Source organism: Geodermatophilus sp. YIM 151500 (assembly GCF_025716945.1).
Taxonomy (GTDB): Bacteria; Actinomycetota; Actinomycetes; order Mycobacteriales; family Geodermatophilaceae; genus YIM-151500.
The window spans coordinates 39,333-56,442 of the sequence record NZ_JAOVZT010000011.1; the positions used below are offsets into that span (position 1 = coordinate 39,333).

15 protein-coding genes and 1 tRNA gene are annotated in these 17,110 nt (G+C 74.2%); 10 read left to right on the forward strand and 6 right to left on the reverse strand.

Annotated features, from left to right (window positions below):
- Positions 1-2: 2 nt before the first annotated feature.
- The 3 genes from OF117_RS16925 to OF117_RS16935 form a co-directional block, all read right to left on the reverse strand.
- Positions 3-791 carry an NUDIX hydrolase gene (locus tag OF117_RS16925; protein WP_263554019.1) on the reverse strand — a complete coding sequence of 263 codons (789 nt, stop codon included), beginning with the start codon at positions 789-791 and terminating at the stop codon, positions 3-5.
- A gap of 160 nt (positions 792-951) precedes the next feature.
- Entirely contained in the window at positions 952-1,443 is a 492-nt protein-coding gene (locus OF117_RS16930) for a RidA family protein (RefSeq protein WP_263554020.1), read from the reverse strand.
- 10 nt (positions 1,444-1,453) lie between these two features.
- The gene (locus tag OF117_RS16935) at positions 1,454-1,627 is read right to left on the reverse strand and encodes a DUF4177 domain-containing protein (protein WP_263554021.1); all 174 of its coding nucleotides are present in this window, start codon (positions 1,625-1,627) and stop codon (positions 1,454-1,456) included.
- 131 nt (positions 1,628-1,758) lie between these two features.
- Between OF117_RS16935 and OF117_RS16940 the strand changes: the two genes are divergently transcribed.
- From OF117_RS16940 to OF117_RS16950, 3 genes are all read left to right on the forward strand, one after another.
- Positions 1,759-2,739 (forward strand): ArsA-related P-loop ATPase, encoded by a 981-nt coding sequence (locus tag OF117_RS16940; protein WP_263554022.1) that lies wholly within the window; start codon positions 1,759-1,761, stop codon positions 2,737-2,739.
- Positions 2,739-3,989: an ArsA family ATPase gene (locus OF117_RS16945; protein ID WP_263554023.1), complete on the forward strand. Its 1,251-nt coding sequence runs from the start codon at positions 2,739-2,741 to the stop codon at positions 3,987-3,989. Before OF117_RS16940 ends, OF117_RS16945 begins: the two co-directional genes overlap by 1 nt.
- Before the next feature lie 81 nt (positions 3,990-4,070).
- Positions 4,071-6,431 carry a penicillin-binding protein gene (locus tag OF117_RS16950; RefSeq protein WP_263554024.1) on the forward strand — a complete coding sequence of 787 codons (2,361 nt, stop codon included), beginning with the start codon at positions 4,071-4,073 and terminating at the stop codon, positions 6,429-6,431.
- Positions 6,432-6,501: 70 nt separating this feature from the next.
- Here the strand turns inward: OF117_RS16950 and OF117_RS16955 are convergent, their stop codons facing one another.
- Positions 6,502-6,954 (reverse strand): GatB/YqeY domain-containing protein, encoded by a 453-nt coding sequence (locus tag OF117_RS16955; RefSeq protein WP_263554025.1) that lies wholly within the window; start codon positions 6,952-6,954, stop codon positions 6,502-6,504.
- Between the two features lie 51 nt (positions 6,955-7,005).
- Here OF117_RS16955 and OF117_RS16960 point away from each other — a divergent pair, with 51 nt between their 5' ends.
- From OF117_RS16960 to OF117_RS16970, 3 genes are all read left to right on the forward strand, one after another.
- Positions 7,006-7,917, forward strand: a complete 912-nt coding sequence (locus OF117_RS16960) for a metallophosphoesterase (protein WP_263554026.1) — start codon at positions 7,006-7,008, stop codon at positions 7,915-7,917.
- Positions 7,918-7,957: 40 nt separating this feature from the next.
- Positions 7,958-8,031: transfer RNA gene (locus OF117_RS16965), tRNA-Pro, on the forward strand.
- Between the two features lie 90 nt (positions 8,032-8,121).
- A complete protein-coding gene (locus OF117_RS16970; RefSeq protein WP_263554027.1) occupies positions 8,122-10,038 on the forward strand; it encodes a prolyl oligopeptidase family serine peptidase in 1,917 nt (638 codons plus the stop codon).
- A 62-nt stretch (positions 10,039-10,100) separates the two neighbouring features.
- Here the strand turns inward: OF117_RS16970 and OF117_RS16975 are convergent, their stop codons facing one another.
- Together OF117_RS16975 and OF117_RS16980 are read right to left on the reverse strand one after the other, a co-directional pair.
- Entirely contained in the window at positions 10,101-11,159 is a 1,059-nt protein-coding gene (locus tag OF117_RS16975; protein ID WP_263554028.1) for an aspartate-semialdehyde dehydrogenase, read from the reverse strand.
- The gene (locus tag OF117_RS16980; RefSeq protein WP_263554029.1) at positions 11,156-12,424 is read right to left on the reverse strand and encodes an aspartate kinase; all 1,269 of its coding nucleotides are present in this window, start codon (positions 12,422-12,424) and stop codon (positions 11,156-11,158) included. The genes OF117_RS16975 and OF117_RS16980 overlap by 4 nt, the downstream gene beginning before the upstream one ends.
- Positions 12,425-12,498: 74 nt before the next feature.
- Here OF117_RS16980 and OF117_RS16985 point away from each other — a divergent pair, with 74 nt between their 5' ends.
- From OF117_RS16985 to OF117_RS17000, 4 genes are all read left to right on the forward strand, one after another.
- Positions 12,499-14,091 carry a phospholipase D family protein gene (locus tag OF117_RS16985; RefSeq protein WP_263554030.1) on the forward strand — a complete coding sequence of 531 codons (1,593 nt, stop codon included), beginning with the start codon at positions 12,499-12,501 and terminating at the stop codon, positions 14,089-14,091.
- A 31-nt stretch (positions 14,092-14,122) separates the two neighbouring features.
- Complete coding sequence (locus OF117_RS16990) at positions 14,123-14,320, forward strand: hypothetical protein (RefSeq protein ID WP_263554031.1); 198 nt, start codon at positions 14,123-14,125, stop codon at positions 14,318-14,320.
- 274 nt (positions 14,321-14,594) lie between these two features.
- Positions 14,595-16,334, forward strand: a complete 1,740-nt coding sequence (leuA, locus tag OF117_RS16995; RefSeq protein ID WP_263554032.1) for a 2-isopropylmalate synthase — start codon at positions 14,595-14,597, stop codon at positions 16,332-16,334.
- A gap of 28 nt (positions 16,335-16,362) precedes the next feature.
- Positions 16,363-17,103 carry a VOC family protein gene (locus tag OF117_RS17000; RefSeq protein ID WP_263554033.1) on the forward strand — a complete coding sequence of 247 codons (741 nt, stop codon included), beginning with the start codon at positions 16,363-16,365 and terminating at the stop codon, positions 17,101-17,103.
- The last annotated feature ends 7 nt before the right edge of the window (positions 17,104-17,110 follow it).

Genomic DNA, 17,110 nt, shown 5'->3' on the forward strand with positions numbered 1-17,110 from the left:
GGTCACGAAGGCAACGGCACGACCATCCGGATGCGGGTGCCGTCGGGCAGCACGGCCCAGCGGCCGTCGGGCTCCTCGGTGAAGATCGGGCTGATCGGGTGCAGCGGCTCGGGCGGCGAGCCGGCGAGGGCGGCCGTGACGTCGGGGAACGGCTTCAGCTGGCCCAGGGTGTGGATGGTCGGCGGCAGCATCGGCCGGGTGCCCGCGGACATCTCCGCCAGGGCCGCCTCGGGTCGCAGCCAGCACGCCTCGTCGGCCTCCCCGGAGACGTGCCGGGCCTCCTGGCCGAGCGGGAGCGCCGCGGCGAAGAACTTCGTGTCGTAGCGGCGCGGCTCGACCGGCGGGGTGATCCAGTGCGCGAAGGGCCGCAGCAGGTCCGAGCGCACCGAGAGGTCGCGGACGGCGAGCAGCTCGGCGAGGGAGAGCTCCCGGCTGAGCAGCGCCTGGCGCTGGTCCTCCCAGTCCTGGCCGGACACGTCGGGGACGACGCCGTCCCCCGAACCCGCCAGCAGGACGCCGGCCTCCTCGAAGGTCTCCCGCACCGCGGCGCAGACCAGCTCGCGGGCGAGCCGCTCGTCGCACCCGAAGGCGGCCGCCCACTCCGCGGGTGGCGGCCCCACCCAGCCGATCTCGGTGTCACCGTCCCGCGGGTCGACGCCCCCGCCCGGGTAGGCGGTCATGCCTCCGGCGAACGGCATGCCGCGCGTCCGGCGCAGCACGTACACCTCGAGGCCCTCGGCCCCGTCGCGCAGGAGCAGCACCGTCGCCGCCTGCCGTGGGACGGCGGTCACGGTCGCGCCGGGAGGCCGTGGTCGCGGCGCGGAGGCCGCAGGCTGCCCGCCCGGACCACGCTCCCCGTCGGCCGTGACGGCGCCTCGTGGTGGTCCCGTCCGGAGGACGGCGAGGTCACGGCCTCCGGGCCTCCGCACCGGGACCGCAGCATGCTCGATCTCACTCCGCCAGTTCGACGGTCAGCTCGACCTCGACCGGGGAGCCCAGCGGCAGCTCGGCCACCCCGATCGCGCTGCGCGCGTGCTGACCGGCCGGGCCGAAGATGCGGCCGAGCAGCTCGCTGGCGCCGTTGATCACGCGCGCCTGGCCGGTGAAACCCTCGACGCTGGCCACGTAGCCGACGACCCGCACGACCCGGGCGACCGAGTCCAGGCCGACCAGCTCGTCGATCGCGGCGAGCGCGTTGAGCGCGCAGACCTTGGCGTCGGCGGCGGCGGCCTCCACGTCGACTGAGCCACCCACCTTGCCGGTGCGTCGCAGCCCGCCGTCGACGAAGGGCAGCTGCCCAGAGGTGAACACGAGCGAGCCGGTGCGGACGGCGGGCACGTACGAGGCCACCGGCGCGGCCACCGCCGGAAGCCGGATGCCCAGCTCGGCGAGGCGGGCCTGCCAGCTCCGCGGCGGGTTCCCGGACGGCGACGGGGAGGTCATCGGCGCCGCCTCACTCGACCGGCCGCTTGAGGTAGGCCACCGGCTGCTCCGGACCACCCGGGCCGGGCAGCACCGCCACGAGTTCCCAGCCGTCGACGCCCCACGAATCGAGGATCGCCTTGGTGTTGTGGATCAGCAGCGGGATGGTCGCGTACTCCCACCTGCGACGGGCCGGTTCGCTCATGACCTGGACGCTAGCGCAGCCGCCCGCGGCCCGGCGTGGCCCCGGGGCACCCGACCTTCCTGCAGGGTCCCCGCCGTGAGCTTGCGAACGGTGGGGGGCAGGAGGGTCCTCCGACTCCTAGGCTGGTGCGGGTGAGCGCTGCGCGACTGCACGTCGTCACCGGAAAGGGCGGCACCGGCAAGACGACGGTCGCCGCCGCCCTGGCGCTGGCGCTGGCCGCCGACGGGCGCACGGTGCTGCTGGTCGAGACCGAGGGCCGCCAGGGCATCGCCCAGCTGTTCGACACCCCGCCGCTGCCCTACGAGGAACGGCGGGTCGCGGTGACCCGCGGCCACGGCGAGGTCCGGGCGCTCGCGATCGACGTCGAGGAGGCGTTGCTCGAGTACCTCGACATGTTCTACAACCTGCGCCGGGCCGGCCGGGCGCTGCGCAAGATGGGCGCGATCGACTTCGCCACCGCCATCGCCCCCGGGCTCCGCGACGTGCTGCTCACCGGCAAGATCAAGGAGGCGGTGACGCGGCGGGAGAAGGGCCGTCCCGTCTACGACGCCGTCGTCGTCGACGCCCCGCCCACCGGCCGGATCACCCGCTTCCTCGGTGTCACCGCGGAGATGGCGCAGCTGGCCCGCTCGGGCCCGATCAGGACGCAGAGTGACGGCGTCATGGCCGTGCTGCGCTCGCCGCAGACCGCCGTCCACGTGGTCACGCTGCTCGAGGACATGCCGGTCCAGGAGACCGCCGACGCGATCGCCGAGCTGTCGGCGGCCTCGCTGCCGATCGGCTCGGTCATCGTCAACATGGCCACCGAGCCGGCGCTGCCCGAGACCGACCTGCGCCGGGCGGCGGAGGGTGGGCTCACCGGCGCCGACCTGGCCGCCGCGCTGGGCACCGTGCACCTGCCCGGCACCGACGGCCTCGCCGCCGCGCTGGCCGCACAGGTCGTCGAGCACGCGCAGCGCTGGGCGGCGCAGGACGAGCTGCGCGACGACGTCGAGGCGCTCGGCCGGCCGGTCGTCGAGCTGCCGCTGATGCCCGGGCCCATGGACGTCGGCTGCCTGTTCGAGCTGGCCGGCCGGCTGGAGGAGCACCTGCGCGCCGAGGTGGCCGCCTGATGGCGGTCGAGCCCGCCGCGGCCACCGAGCCCGCCGGCACGCACCGGCCCGCCCCCGGTGCCCGGCCGCAGCCGGGTCGCGAGGCCCCGCCGATGGACCTCGCCGCCCTCATCACCGACCCCGGCTCGCGGATCATCGTCTGCTGCGGCGCCGGCGGGGTCGGCAAGACGACGACGTCCGCGGCGCTGGGCCTGGCCGCGGCCGAGGCCGGGCGGCGGGTCGTCGTCCTCACCATCGACCCGGCCCGCCGGCTGGCCCAGTCGCTGGGCCTGGAGGAGCTGGACAACGAGCCCCGACGGATCGACGTCCCGGGGGCCGCCGGCGAGCTGCACGCGATGATGCTGGACATGAAGCGCACCTTCGACGACATCGTCGTGGCGCACTCCACCCCCGAGCGGGCCCAGCAGATCCTCGACAACCCCTTCTACCAGTCGCTGTCGTCGTCCTTCGCCGGGACGCAGGAGTACATGGCGATGGAGAAGCTCGGCCAGCTGCGGGCCGCCGACACCTGGGACCTCATCGTCGTCGACACCCCGCCGTCCCGGTCCGCGTTGGACTTCCTCGACGCCCCCAACCGGATGAGCCGCTTCCTCGACGGCACGATGATCCGGCTGCTCACGGCCCCCAGCCGGGCCGGCCTCAAGTTCGTCAGCGCCGGCTTCCTGGTCTTCAGCCGGATCATCTCGAAGGTGCTCGGCGGCCAGCTCCTGCGCGACATCTCCGCCTTCGTCTCCGCGCTGGACACCATGTTCGGCGGTTTCCGCGAGCGGGCGAACGCCACCTACGAGCTGCTCCACCGCCCCGGCACGTCGTTCGTCGTGGTCGCCACCCCCGAGCCGGACGCGCTCCGCGAGGCCTCCTTCTTCGTCGACCGGCTTTCCACGGAGGGCCTGCCGCTGGCCGGGCTGGTGCTCAACCGCACCCACCCGCCGGCGACCACCGTGCTGTCGGCGACCCGCGCCGAGGGCGCCGCGGAGGAGGTGGTCGAGGCCGGCGGCGAGGGCGCCGAGCTGGCCGCGGCGGCGCTGCGGGTGCACGCCGAGCGGATGACCCTGGCCGCCCGGGAACAGCACCTGGCCGACCGGTTCACCAGCGCCCACCCCGACGTCGCCGTCCGCACCGTGCACGCCGCCGCGGGCGACGTGCACGACCTCGAGGGGCTGCGGGAGATGGCCGGCGAGCTGACCGGCCCGGACGACACCCCCACCGGGATCCCGCGGACCCGCGTGCTGCCCGTCCGCCGCCGCTGATCCGACGCCGCCGCCGCGTCACCGAGCGTCGCGACTCGACGTGACGCAGCTCATACCCTCCGGCACGTACTCTGGCCTGCGATGACGGAGAACGCGCGCCGCCGGTCCACGATCCTCGCCAAGCTCGCCATGACGGTCGTCGTGGCGGGTGCGCTGCTGGCCGGCCTGCTGCTGCCCTGGGTCGGCGGGACGGGCATGGTGGCGCGCAACTCGGCGTCCCTGCTCGAGACCCTGCCGGAGGAGCTGACCGAGGCCACACCGGCCGGCAACACCCGCGTGCTGGCGGCCGACGGCTCGCTGATCACGAACTTCTACACGAACAACCGGTCGCCGGTGCCCAGCGACCAGATCGCCGACGTCATGAAGCAGGCGCTGGTCGACATCGAGGACTCGCGCTTCTACGCGCACAACGGGCTCGACGTCCAGGGCACCATGCGCGCGCTCGCCACGAACCTGGCGGCGGGAGCGGTGCGCGAGGGCGGCTCCACCCTCACCCAGCAGCTCGTCAAGCAGACGCTGCTGCAGAGCGCCGACACCGCCGAGGAACGGCGGGCGGCGACCGAGCAGAACGTCGGTCGCAAGCTGCGCGAGGCGCGTCTGGCCCTGCGGCTGGAGGAGGAGTACTCGAAGGACGAGATCCTCACCCGCTACCTGAACCTCGTGTACTTCGGCCAGGGGGCCTACGGCGTCCAGGCCGCGGCGCAGCGCTACTTCAGCGTGAACGCCGCCGATCTCAGCCTGCCGCAGGCCGCCATGCTGGCCGGCCTGGCGCAGAGCCCGGCCAACGACGACCCCATCCTCAACCCGGAGAACGCGCAGGTCCGCCGCAACCAGGTGCTGCAGCGGATGCACGTGCTCGGCCACATCACCGACCAGGAGCTCGCCGACATCTCGGCCACCCCGGTCGAGGTCGCGCCGCAGCCTCCGGCGCAGAACGGCTGCATCGACGCCTCCACCGGCGGCTTCTTCTGCGCCTACGTGCGCGAGTACCTGATCGGGACGCTGGGCCTGACCGAGGGCGAGCTGGCGAACGGCGGGCTGACGGTGCAGACGACGCTGCGCCCCGACGTCCAGGCGGCCGGCGACCAGGCGGTGCTGAACACGCTGCCGATGGGCGACTCGCTGGCCGGTATGTACACCGTCGTCGAGCCGGGCACGGGCCACGTGCTGGCGATGAGCGTCAACCGGGAGTACGGCTGCTCCGACCCCGCGGTCTGCGAGTCGGTCGTGCTCAACGTGCGGGCGAGCCAGGGCTCCGGGTCGACCTACAAGGTGTTCACCGCGGCGGCCGCGCTGGAACGGGGCTTCTCGCAGTACTACACGATCAGCACCGGCAACCGGTACACGTCGCGGGTCTACAAGAACGGCAGCCGCCCCTACTCGGTCCCCAACGCCGGCAGCGGCTACCCGGGCACGTCGGACATGGAGCAGGCGCTGGTCATGTCCTCCAACACCTACTTCCTGGCGCTGGAGGACGCGCTCGGCAGCGTCGAGGGCCCGGTGCGCATGGCCGAGCGGATGGGCATGCGCTTCGACCAGCCCAACCAGACGCCGGCGGACCAGATCATCGACGAGAACCGGGGCTCGTTCACCTTCGGCGCCGAGCCGACCAGCCCGCTCGACCTCGCCAACGCCTACTCGACGCTGGCCGCCAACGGGACCCGCTGCGACCCGACGCCGGTCACCGCGGTGCTCGACCGGGACGGCGAGCCGCTGCAGAAGGACGGCCGGCCGCTGGTCGCCGACAACAGCTGCACACCCGGGTCGATCCCGCAGGGCGTGGCCACGACGCTGAACCAGATCCTGCGCAAGGACGTCGAGCCGGGCACGCCCGGGCAGACCGGCGCTCGCGCCTACGTGCCCGGTCACCAGATCGCCGGCAAGACCGGGACGACGCAGAGCCGCTACTCGGTCGCCTTCGTCGGCTACACGCCCGAGTACGCGGCCAGCGTGATGGTGCTCGACCCGAAGGAGGGCCGCGACGTCGGCAGCTTCGGCGGCGGCAAGGGCGCGACCATCTGGCACGACGCGATGGCACCGATCCTCGGCGGGCGGCCGATGGTGCCCTTCGCGGCCGCCGACCCCGTGGTGCAGAACGGCAACACCCGCGTCGTGCCGGACTGCCGGGCGCTCGACGAGTGCCGGCGCGCGCTGCAGGCCGCCGGACTGCGCTCCGCCGTCACCGAAGCCGGCGCCGACCAGCCACGGGGCACCGTCCTGGGGCTCTCGCCGGCCGCGGGCTCCCGGGTGTCGGCCGGGCAGGTGGTCACGATCCAGGTGAGCGGCGGCGGCTCCGATCCGGCCGCGCCGGACGGCGGCACCGGCGCCGGCGCCGGCGCCGGCGGGGACGGTGACGCCTCGGGCGACCGGCGCAACGGCGGCGGCGGCAACGGCGACCGCAACGGCGGCGGTGGCGGCGACCGGCGCAACGGCAACGACTGACCCGAGCGGAGTGGATCCGTGCGGGTGACCGCCATGCGGGTGGCCGCCACGGATCCACTCCGCTCGCGGGTCAGCTCAGCTGGCGACGTACCTCGGCCGCCACGCGGGAGCCCTCCGCCCGCCCGGCCACCGCACCGGTCGCCGCGCCCATGACGCGGCCCATGTCCTTCATCCCGGTGGCGCCGGTGCGCGTGACGACATCGGCGACCAGCGCGGCGAGGTCGGCGTCGTCCAGCTGCGCCGGCAGGTAACCGGCCAGCACGTCGCCCTCCGCGCGCTCGCGCTCGGCCTGCTCGCTGCGGCCCGCCTCGGCGAAGGCCTCCGCGGCCTCCCGGCGCTTCTTCGCCTCGCGCCGCACGACGGCCTGCACCTCGTCGTCGGTTAGCGTACGGGCCTCCTTGCCGGACACCTCCTCGGCGCTCACCGCGGCCAGCACCATGCGCAGGGTCGCGGTGCGCAGCTCGTCGCGGGCCTTCATCGCGGTGGTCAGGTCGTCGCGCAGACGGTCCTTCAGGTCGGGCACCCGGTCAGCCTGGCACGGCCGCCGGTCCGGCGGACCGTAGGGTGGGCAACCGTGCGCTGGTACACCGCCCTGCCCTCGGCCGCCCTCCTGACCGGCGGGGCCGTCACGGGGTACGCGAGCCTGTACGAGCGCACCCGGTGGACGCTGCGCCGCGTCGACGTCCCCGTACTCGCCCCCGGGTCCGCGCCGCTCACCGTGCTGCACGTGTCCGACCTGCACATGACCGCGGGGCAGACCGGCAAGCAGGAGTGGGTGGCCGGGCTGGCGGCGCTCGAGCCGGACCTGGTGGTCGACACCGGCGACAACCTGGCCGGGCACGACGCCGTCCCCGCGACGCTGCGTGCCCTCGACCCGCTGCTCGACCGGCCCGGCGCGTTCGTGTTGGCCAGCAACGACTACTACGCGCCCCGGCCGAAGAACCCGCTCAAGTACTTCAAGCGGAACCACGAGCGGGTGCACGGCGACCCGCTGCCGTGGACCGACCTGCGCGACGGGCTGCTCTCCCGCGGCTGGCTGGACCTCACCAACCAGCGCGGCGAGCTGGTCGTCGGCGGACGGCGGATCGTGTTCGCCGGCGTCGACGACTCCCACCTCGGGCTCGACCGCTACGACCGGGTGGCCGGCCCCGCCGACCCGGCCGCCGACATCCGCATCGGGCTGGCCCACTCCCCCGAACCCCGGGTGCTCGACCGGTTCGCCGCCGACGGCTACGACCTGCTGCTCTGCGGGCACACCCACGGCGGGCAGCTGCGCGTCCCCGGTTTCGGGGCGCTGGTCACCAACTGCGGCATCGACCGGGCCCGTGTCCGGTGGCTGCACCGCTGGGCCGCCCCGTCGCCGGGCTCGCCGGCGGGCACCTGGCTGCACGTGTCCGCCGGCCTGGGCACCAGCCCGTACGCGCCGGTCCGCTTCGCCTGCCCGCCCGAGGCGACGCTGCTCACGCTGACCGCTCGGGAGGCCTGACCGCAGCCGCCGGGCGGTCGGCTAGACTCGTCCGGCACCCCGGGGTGTGGCGCAGCTTGGTAGCGCGCGTCGTTCGGGACGACGAGGCCGCAGGTTCAAATCCTGTCACCCCGACCCCGCTCAGGGGCCGCCGGAACCGGCGGCCCCTGAGTCGTCCCGGGGGTGCGTCGAGACCGGCACCGGCCCGGGGGATGATGGCCCGCGATGACTGCGCAGCCCGCCCCGTCCCCGTCCGACACCGTGGCGGGGGCCGCCCCGCTGTCGGCCGCTCCGCCGCCCGCCCTCCCGCCCGAGGTCACCGCCCGCTGGCAGGCCCGCTTCCGGGCGCCGCGGGTGTCGCTTCCGGAGTGGGCCCACGACGCGCCGCACCGCTGCCTCTACACCTCCGACGTCAGCGGCGTCGTGGAGCAGTACGCCTGGGACCGGGAGACCGGTGAGCACCGCCGGGTCACCGACCGGCCCAACGGCACCCTGGTCGGCACGCTGAGCCCGGACGGCGGGACGATCTGGTGGTTCGCCGACAGCGACGGGGACGAGTTCGGCGTCTGGCGCACCCAGCCGTTCACCGGCGGTGACGACGTCGTCGCGGTGCCGGAGGTGGAGCCCGCCTATCCGGCCGGCCTGGAGATCGGGCGCTCGCTGGTGGCGATCGGCCGGTCCACCGACGACGGCAGCGAGCTGTGGTTGGCGCCGTCCGGCGACCGGCCGCGGGTGTTCTACCGGCACCCGGACCCCGCGTCGGTGGACGCGCTCACCCGCGACGACGAGCTGGTCGTGCTGTCGCACTCCGAGCACGGCGACCCGCGGTACCCGGCGCTGCGCGTGCTGCGCACGACGCACACCACCCTGGACGCGCCGGCCGTCGTGGCCGAGAAGTGGGACGGCGAGGGCCGCGGCCTGCACGCCCTGGAGTTCGGCCCGCTGCCCGACGACCGGCGGTTGCTCGTCGGGCACGAGCGGCGCGGCCGCGAGGAGCTGCTGGTCTGGGACGTCGCGGCCGACACCGAGCAGGAGATCGTCCTGGACCTGCCCGGGGACGTCACCGCCGGCTGGTACCCCGACGGCTCGGCGCTGCTGGTCGGGCACGACCACGCCGCCCGCACCGAGTTGTACCGCTACGACCTGGGCACCGGTGCCCTGGAGAAGCTGGACACCCCGCCCGGCGTCGTCCGGGGTGCCACGGCACGGCCCGACGGCACGGTGGAGCTGGCCTGGTCGTCGTCGGTGGAGCCGCCGGTCATCCGGCGCGCCGACGGGCCGGTGGTGCTGTCGGTGAGCGACACCGCGCCGCCGGCGGCCTACCCGGTCGAGGACCGCTGGGTGCCCGGTCCCGGCGGCTCCGTGCACGCGCTGCTGGTCCGGCCGGCCACGGGCGGGCGGGGAGGTGCACCGCCGTACGCGACGGCCTTCCTCGTGCACGGCGGACCGGAGGCGGCCGACGACGACTCCTACCGCGCCCGCCGGGCTGCCTACGTCGACGCGGGCTACGCCGTGGTGCACGTGAACTACCGCGGCTCGACCGGCTACGGCAGCGCCTGGCGCGACGCCCTGACCGGCCGGCCGGGTCTCACCGAGCTGGAGGACGTCGGCGCCGTGTACGACGCGCTGGTCGCCGAGGGTGTCGTCGACCCGCAGCGGGCGCTGCTGTCGGGCGGCTCCTGGGGTGGGTTCCTGACCCTGCTGGGCCTGGGCACCCAGCCGGAGCGGTGGGCGGCCGGCATCGCCGAGGTGCCGGTGGCCGACTACCTGGCCGCCTACGAGGACGAGATGGAGGGCCTGCGGGCCTACGACCGGGCGCTGTTCGGGGGCTCACCGGACGAGGTCCACGACGTCTACGTCCGTTCCTCGCCGCTGACCTACGTCGACGCGGTCGCCGCGCCGGTGCTCGTGGTCGCCGGGGCGAACGATCCGCGCTGCCCGATCCGGCAGATCGAGAACTACCTGACCGCGCTGACCGAGCACGGCAAGCCGCACGAGGTGTACCGCTTCGACGCGGGCCACGGCTCGCTGGTCATCGAGGAGACCATCCGCCAGGTCGAGGCCGCCCTGTCGTTCGCCCTCCGACACTGTCCGCCTACCGGCGGGCACCCGCGGCCAGGAGCCGCTCCCCCGGTGAGCTGAGCCGCTGCGCGGCTGTCCCGCGGGAGGCCTCCGGCCTCCGCGCCGGCCACCACAGGCGGTGGTCAGCTCTTCGAGTCCCTCACCAGCTCGGCGATCTGGACGGTGTTGAGCGCCGCCCCCTTGCGCAGGTTGTCGTTGCTCACGAACAAGGCCAGCCCGCGCGCGTCGGGCACGCCCGGGTCCTGCCGGATCCGGCCGACGTAGCTCGGGTCGCGGCCGGCGGCCTGCAGCGGGGTCGGGACGTCGGAGAGCTCCACCCCGGGCGCGGCCGACAGCAGCTCGACGGCGCGCTCGACCGGCAGCGGCCGGGCGAACTCGACGTTCAGCGACAGCGAGTGCCCGGTGTACACCGGCACCCGGACGCAGGTGCCCGACACCAGCAGGTCCGGGATGCCGAGGATCTTCCGGCTCTCGTTGCGGAGCTTCTGCTCCTCGTCGGTCTCGTGGGACCCGTCGTCGACCACGGAACCGGCCATCGGCAGCACGTTGAACGCGATCGGCCGCACGTACTTCACCGGCTCCGGGAAGGCGACCGCCGTCCCGTCGTGGGTCAGCTCCGGCGCCTTGTCGACGACGGCGCGCACCTGGGTGTCGAGCTCCTCCACGCCGGCCAGGCCGCTGCCCGACACCGCCTGGTAGGTGCTGGCGACGATGCGGGCCAGCTGCGCCTCCGCGTGCAGCGGGGCGAGCACCGGCATGGCGGCCATGGTGGTGCAGTTCGGGTTGGCGATGATCCCCTTGCGCATCTCGGCCAGCGCGTGCGGGTTGACCTCGCTGACGATGAGCGGGACGTCGGGGTCGCGGCGCCAGGCCGAGCTGTTGTCGATCACCGTGACGCCGGCCTCGGCGAACTTCGGCGCGAGGGCCTTGGAGGTGGTCGCACCCGCGGAGAAGAGGGCGACGTCGAGCCCGCGGGGGTCGGCGGTGGCGGCGTCCTCGACCTCGATCTCGCCGCCCGCCCAGGGCAGGGTGCTGCCGGCCGACCGGGCCGAGGCGAAGAAGCGCAGCTCGCCGAGCGGGAAACCGCGCTCGGCGAGGATCTGCCGCATCACGCCGCCGACCTGCCCGGTGGCGCCGACGACGCCGACGCGCAGGCCGTCGGAGGTGAACCCGCTGCTCATCGTCCCGTCCCTCCGTAGACCACGGCCTCGATCTCGTCGCTGCCGAGCTCGAACGCGTCGTGCACCGCCCGGACGGCGATGTCGACGTCGGAGTCCCGGCAGACGACCGAGATGCGGATCTCCGACGTGCTGATCAGTTCCAGGTTGACACCGGCGTCGGCGAGCGCCCCGAAGAACCGCGCCGACACGCCGGGGTGCGAGCGCATGCCCGCGCCGACCAGCGAGATCTTGCCGATGTGCTGGTCGAAGCTCACGTCGGTGAAGCCGACGGTGTTGCGGACCTTCTCCAGCGCCGCCAGCGCGGTCGGGCCGTCGCTCTTGGGCAGGGTGAAGGAGATGTCGGCCAGCTTGCTGGCCCCGGCCGACACGTTCTGCACGATCATGTCGATGTTGATCTCGGCGTCGGCCAGCACGCGGAAGATCTGCGCCGCCTCACCCGGACGGTCGGGCACGCCGTAGACGGTGATCTTGCCCTCGCTGCGGTCGTGCGCGACACCGGAGATGATCGCCTGTTCCACGGGGAGGTCCTCCATCGAGCCGGTCACGGTGGTGCCGGGGAGCTGGGAGTAGGAGCTGCGGACGTGCACGGGGATGCCGTAGCGACGGGCGTACTCGACGCACCGGAGCACGAGCACCTTCGCGCCGGAGGCGGCGAGCTCGAGCATCTCCTCGTAGGTGATCGTCTCCAGGCGCCGGGCGTTGGGCACGATGCGCGGGTCGGCTGTGAACACGCCGTCCACGTCGGTGTAGATCTCGCAGACGTCGGCCCGCAGCGCCGCGGCGACGGCGACGGCGGTGGTGTCCGAACCGCCGCGGCCCAGCGTGGTGATGTCCTTGGTGTCCTGGCTGACGCCCTGGAACCCGGCGACGATCACGATGGAACCCTCGTCGAGCGCCTGGCGCAGCCGGCCCGGCGTCACGTCGATGATCCGCGCCTTGCCGTGGCTGCCGGTGGTGATCACGCCGGCCTGCGAACCGGTGAACGAGCGGGCCTCGTAGCCGTGCGTCGAGATCGCGATCGCCAGCAGCGCCATGGAGATGCGCTCGCCGGCGGTGAGCAGCATGTCCAGCTCGCGGCCGGGCGGGTCGTCGGTGATCTGGCTGGCCTGGTCGAGCAGCTCGTCGGTGGTGTCGCCCATGGCCGACACCACGACGACGACGTCGTGCCCGTCCTTCTTCGCGCCCACGATCCGTTCGGCCACCCGTTTGATGTGCTCGGCGGACGCGACGGAGGAGCCACCGTACTTCTGGACGACGAGGGCCACGGGTGCACAGGCTACCGAGGCGGCCCGGCGCCCTCGTGGTTGCGTCCGGCCGCCGCGGCGGCTGTGATCTCCCGGTGGACTCCCCCGCCGACTGGCTGCTGACCGCCGAGGAGCGGGGCAACCCGGCGACGCGGCTGCCGGCCTGGACCGAGGGCAACCTCGTCGAGCCGCTGGTGCACGGCAGCACGTACTTCGACCGGCTGGTCCAGGCGGTGGAGGCGCTCGACGCCGGGGACCACCTGTTCTTCACCGACTGGCGCGGCGATCCGGACGAGCGGCTGCGGCCCGAGGGTCCCAGCGTGGCGCAGCTGCTCACCGAGGCGGTTCGCCGGGGGGTGTGCGTCCGCGGGCTGGTGTGGCGCTCGCACTGGGACGGGCTGTCGTTCAGCAAGGAGGAGAACCGGGCGCTCGACCGCGAGGTCGAGCACGGCGGCGGGGAGGTGATCCTCGACCAGCGGGTGCGGCGCAACGGGAGCCACCACCAGAAGCTCGTCGTCCTGCGCCACGACCAGGACCCGACCCGGGACGTCGCCTTCGTCGGCGGCATCGACCTCTGCCACGGACGGCGGGACGACGCCGACCACGCCGGTGACCCGCAGCCGCTGCCCATGTCCTCGGTGTACGGCCCCCGACCACCGTGGCACGACGTGCAGCTGCAGATCCGCGGGCCGGCCGTCGGGGTCCTCGACACCGTCTTCCGCGAGCGGTGGGACGACCCGACCAACGCCGACGTGCACAACCCGCTGGCCTGGGTGCGGGACCGGCTGCGGGGCGCCCGCCTGGAGCCCGACCCGCTGCCGCCGCAACTGCCACCTCCACCGGCGTGCGGACCGCACGTCGTGCAGAACCTGCGCACCTATCCCGCGATCCACCCGCCGTACGACTTCGCGCCGCTCGGCGAGCGGTCGGTGGCCCGCGGTTACTCGAAGGCCGTGCAGCGGGCGCGGCGGCTGATCTACCTGGAGGACCAGTACCTGTGGTCGTCCGAGGTCGCCCGGCTGTTCGCCGGGTCGCTGGAGGCCAACCCCGACCTGCACCTGGTCGTCGTGGTGCCGCGGGTGCCCGAGCAGGAGGGCGCGATCTCGGAGCGGCCGCAGTACATCGGCCGCTGGCAGGCGCTGCAGCTGTGCGAGCGGGCCGGCCGCGGCCGGGTGCACGTCTACGACGTCGAGAACGCCGCCGGCACGCCGGTGTACGTGCACGCCAAGGTCTGCGTCGTCGACGACGTGTGGCTCAGCGTCGGCAGCGACAACTTCAACCGCCGGTCGTGGACGCACGACAGCGAGCTGTCCAGCGCCGTGCTGGACACGACCCGCGACCCGCGGGAGCCGCGCGACCCCGGCGGGCGCGGCGACGGCGCCCGGGTGCTCGCCCGCGACCTGCGGTTGCGGCTCGCCCGCGAGCACCTCGACCGAGCCGCCGACGGCAGCGAGGACGCCGACCTGATCGACCCCGATTCCTTCGTCACCGCGCTGCAGCGCAGCGCGGACGCCCTGCAGGCCTGGCACGACGGCGGCCGCGCGGGACCCCGGCCGCCAGGGCGGCTGCGGCCGCACCGCGCCGAACGGGTGGCCTGGCCCACCCGGCTCTGGGCCACCCCCGTCTACCGGCTGATGGTCGACCCGGACGGCCGCCCGATCCGGCTCCGGCTCCGGCACACCTTCTGACCGACGGGCGCCCCCCGGGACCCGGCGCGGGATGAGCGTCGATCTCCTGGCCCGTACGGCCGCCGCGGCCGGGCTCCGGCTGGCACTGCTCGACGGCGACGGCGTCGAGGTGCGTCCCATGGCTGGCGACGCCGTCCGCGGCCGGGACGCGCGCCGGGCCGCCGCCGGGGACCCACCCGGCGACCACCAGCTGCCGCGGCCCGGCGTCGGACCCGGGGTGGGTCCGTGACTGCCCGCCCGGCTGCGACGAGCTGGAGGACTGGCAGGGGCCGCCGAAGCACACCGACGCCTGCCCGTGCCGCTGCGATCCGTGCTGATCCACTGCTACGGTGAGGGCGTGCGTGGCGGCCTCCTGCTTACCCGCCGCGGCGAGGCCCTCTCCTAGGTCGGCCCCCTCGCCGCGGGGAACGCGCGTACCCGGCGCCTGCTGACCGCCCCCCGACAGCCGAGCCACCGCCGGCCGGCGTCGCGCCACACAGCCCGCGCCCGAGGAGCCCAGGACCGTGAGCACCCACCCCGCCCACCCGCACGTACGCAACCCGCAGCAGCCCAGCGGCATGCCGGTCCACCGGTACACCGCGTTCACCCCGATCGCCCTGCCCGACCGCACCTGGCCGGAGACGGTCACCACCCGCGCTCCGCGTTGGTGCGCCGTCGACCTGCGCGACGGCAACCAGGCGCTGATCGACCCGATGACGCCGGACCGCAAGCGACGCATGTTCGAGCTGCTGGTCCGGATGGGCTACAAGGAGATCGAGGTCGGCTTCCCGGCCGCCAGCCAGACCGACTACGACTTCATCCGCCAGCTCGTCGAGGACGACCTGGTCCCCGACGACGTCACCATCCAGGTGCTCACCCAGGCCCGGGACGAGCTGATCGAGCGCACCTTCGAGAGCCTGCGCGGCGCCCGGCAGGCCATCGTGCACCTGTACAACTCGACGTCGACCCTGCAGCGGCGCGTCGTCTTCGGCCTCGACCGGGCCGGCATCACAGACATCGCCGTCCACGGTGCCCAGGTCGTGCGCAAGCTGGCCGAGGAGATGGGCGACACGGAGATCCGCTTCCAGTACTCCCCCGAGTCGTTCACCGGCACCGAGCTGGACTACGCCGTCGAGGTCTGCAACGCGGTCACCGACGTCTGGGAGCCGACGCCCGAGCGGCCGACCATCATCAACCTGCCTGCCACCGTCGAGATGGCCGAGCCCACCGTCTACGCCGACCAGATCGAGTGGATGCACCGCAACCTCGCCCGGCGCGACGCGGTCGTCCTCAGCCTGCACCCGCACAACGACCGCGGCACCGCGGTCGCCGCCGCCGAACTGGGCCACCGCGCCGGCGCCGACCGCATCGAGGGCTGCCTGTTCGGCAACGGCGAGCGCACCGGCAACGTCGACCTGGTCACGCTCGGCCTCAACCTGTTCAGCCAGGGCGTCGACCCGGAGATCGACTTCTCCGACATCGACGAGATCCGGCGCACCGTCGAGTACTGCAACCAGCTCGGCGTCCACGAGCGGCACCCGTACGGCGGTGACCTGGTCTACACCGCCTTCTCCGGCTCCCACCAGGACGCGATCAACAAGGGCTTCACCGCCCTGAAGGCCGACGCGCAGGCAGCCGGGAAGCCGGTCGAGCAGATGCCCTGGGCGGTGCCGTACCTGCCGATCGACCCCAAGGACGTCGGCCGCAGCTACGAAGCCGTGATCCGGGTGAACAGCCAGTCCGGCAAGGGCGGCGTCGCCTACATCATGAAGACCGAGCACCACCTCGACCTGCCGCGCCGGCTGCAGATCGAGTTCTCCGGCGTCATCCAGCGGCACACCGACGACGAGGGCGGCGAGGTCACCGCCGCGCAGATGTGGCAGGTGTTCAGCTCCGAGTACCTGCCCGACCCGGCCGCCCCGTGGGGCCGGTTCGCGCTGTCCGGACACCGGCACCAGACGCACGGCGAGCACCTCGACGAGATGGTCGTCGAGCTCACCGACGGAGGCGTCCCGGTCACGGTCGAGGGGCGGGGCAACGGCCCGATCGCCGCGTTCGTCGACGCGATCAGCGCGCTCGGCGTCGACGTCCGGGTGCTCGACTACGCCGAGCACGCCCTCTCTGCCGGCGGCGACGCCCGCGCCGCCGCCTACGTCGAGTGCGCCGTCGGTGACCGGGTCCTGTGGGGCGTGGGCATCGACCCCAACATCGTCAGCGCCTCGCTGCGCGCAGTGGTCTCCGCGGTGAACCGGGCCCTTCGCTGAGGGCGCGACGGCACGGCAGGATGCGGCCGTGGTCGCTCGACTGACGCCGTACCTGGCCGTCCGCGACGCCCGGGGGGCGATCGCCTGGTACGCCGAGGCGCTCGGCGCCCGCCAGGTCGGCGATCCGGTCGTGATGGACGACGACCGGATCGGCCACGCCGAACTCGACGTCGGCGGTGCCACCGTCTACCTCGCCGACGAGTGGCCCGAACTCGGCCTGGCCGGTCCGGAGGGAGGCCGGACGGCGGTGTCGCTGCACCTCACGGTCGCCGACGTCGACGACGCGGTGGACCGTGCCGCGAGCGCCGGCGCGACCGTCGAACGCCCGCCCACGGATGCGCCGTACGGGCGCACCGGCGTCGTCCTCGACCCCTTCGGGCACCGGTGGATGCTGCAGTCCACCCCCCGCGCGGGCACGGCCGTCGCCGGCGCCCGGCCCGGCGACACGGTGCACCTCACCCTCCGGGTGCCCGACGGCGCCCGGGCCCGCGACTTCTACGAGGCGGTGCTCGGCTGGTCGATGTCGCCCGGGCGGGTCGAGGACGCCTGGCAGGACGCCACCGTCAGCCCCGTGGTCGGCATCCACGGCGGCCACCGGGAGGACCCCGCCGCCGTGCCGGTGTACGCCGTGGACGACGTCGAGGTCGCCGTGGCCGCCGTGCGCACCGCGGGCGGGCGGGCCGGCGAGCTCGAGCGGCAGTCGTACGGCCGGTCGGCGCTGTGCCGCGACGACCAGGGCCTGCCGTTCTGGCTGGTCCAGCTGGACTGAGAAGGGC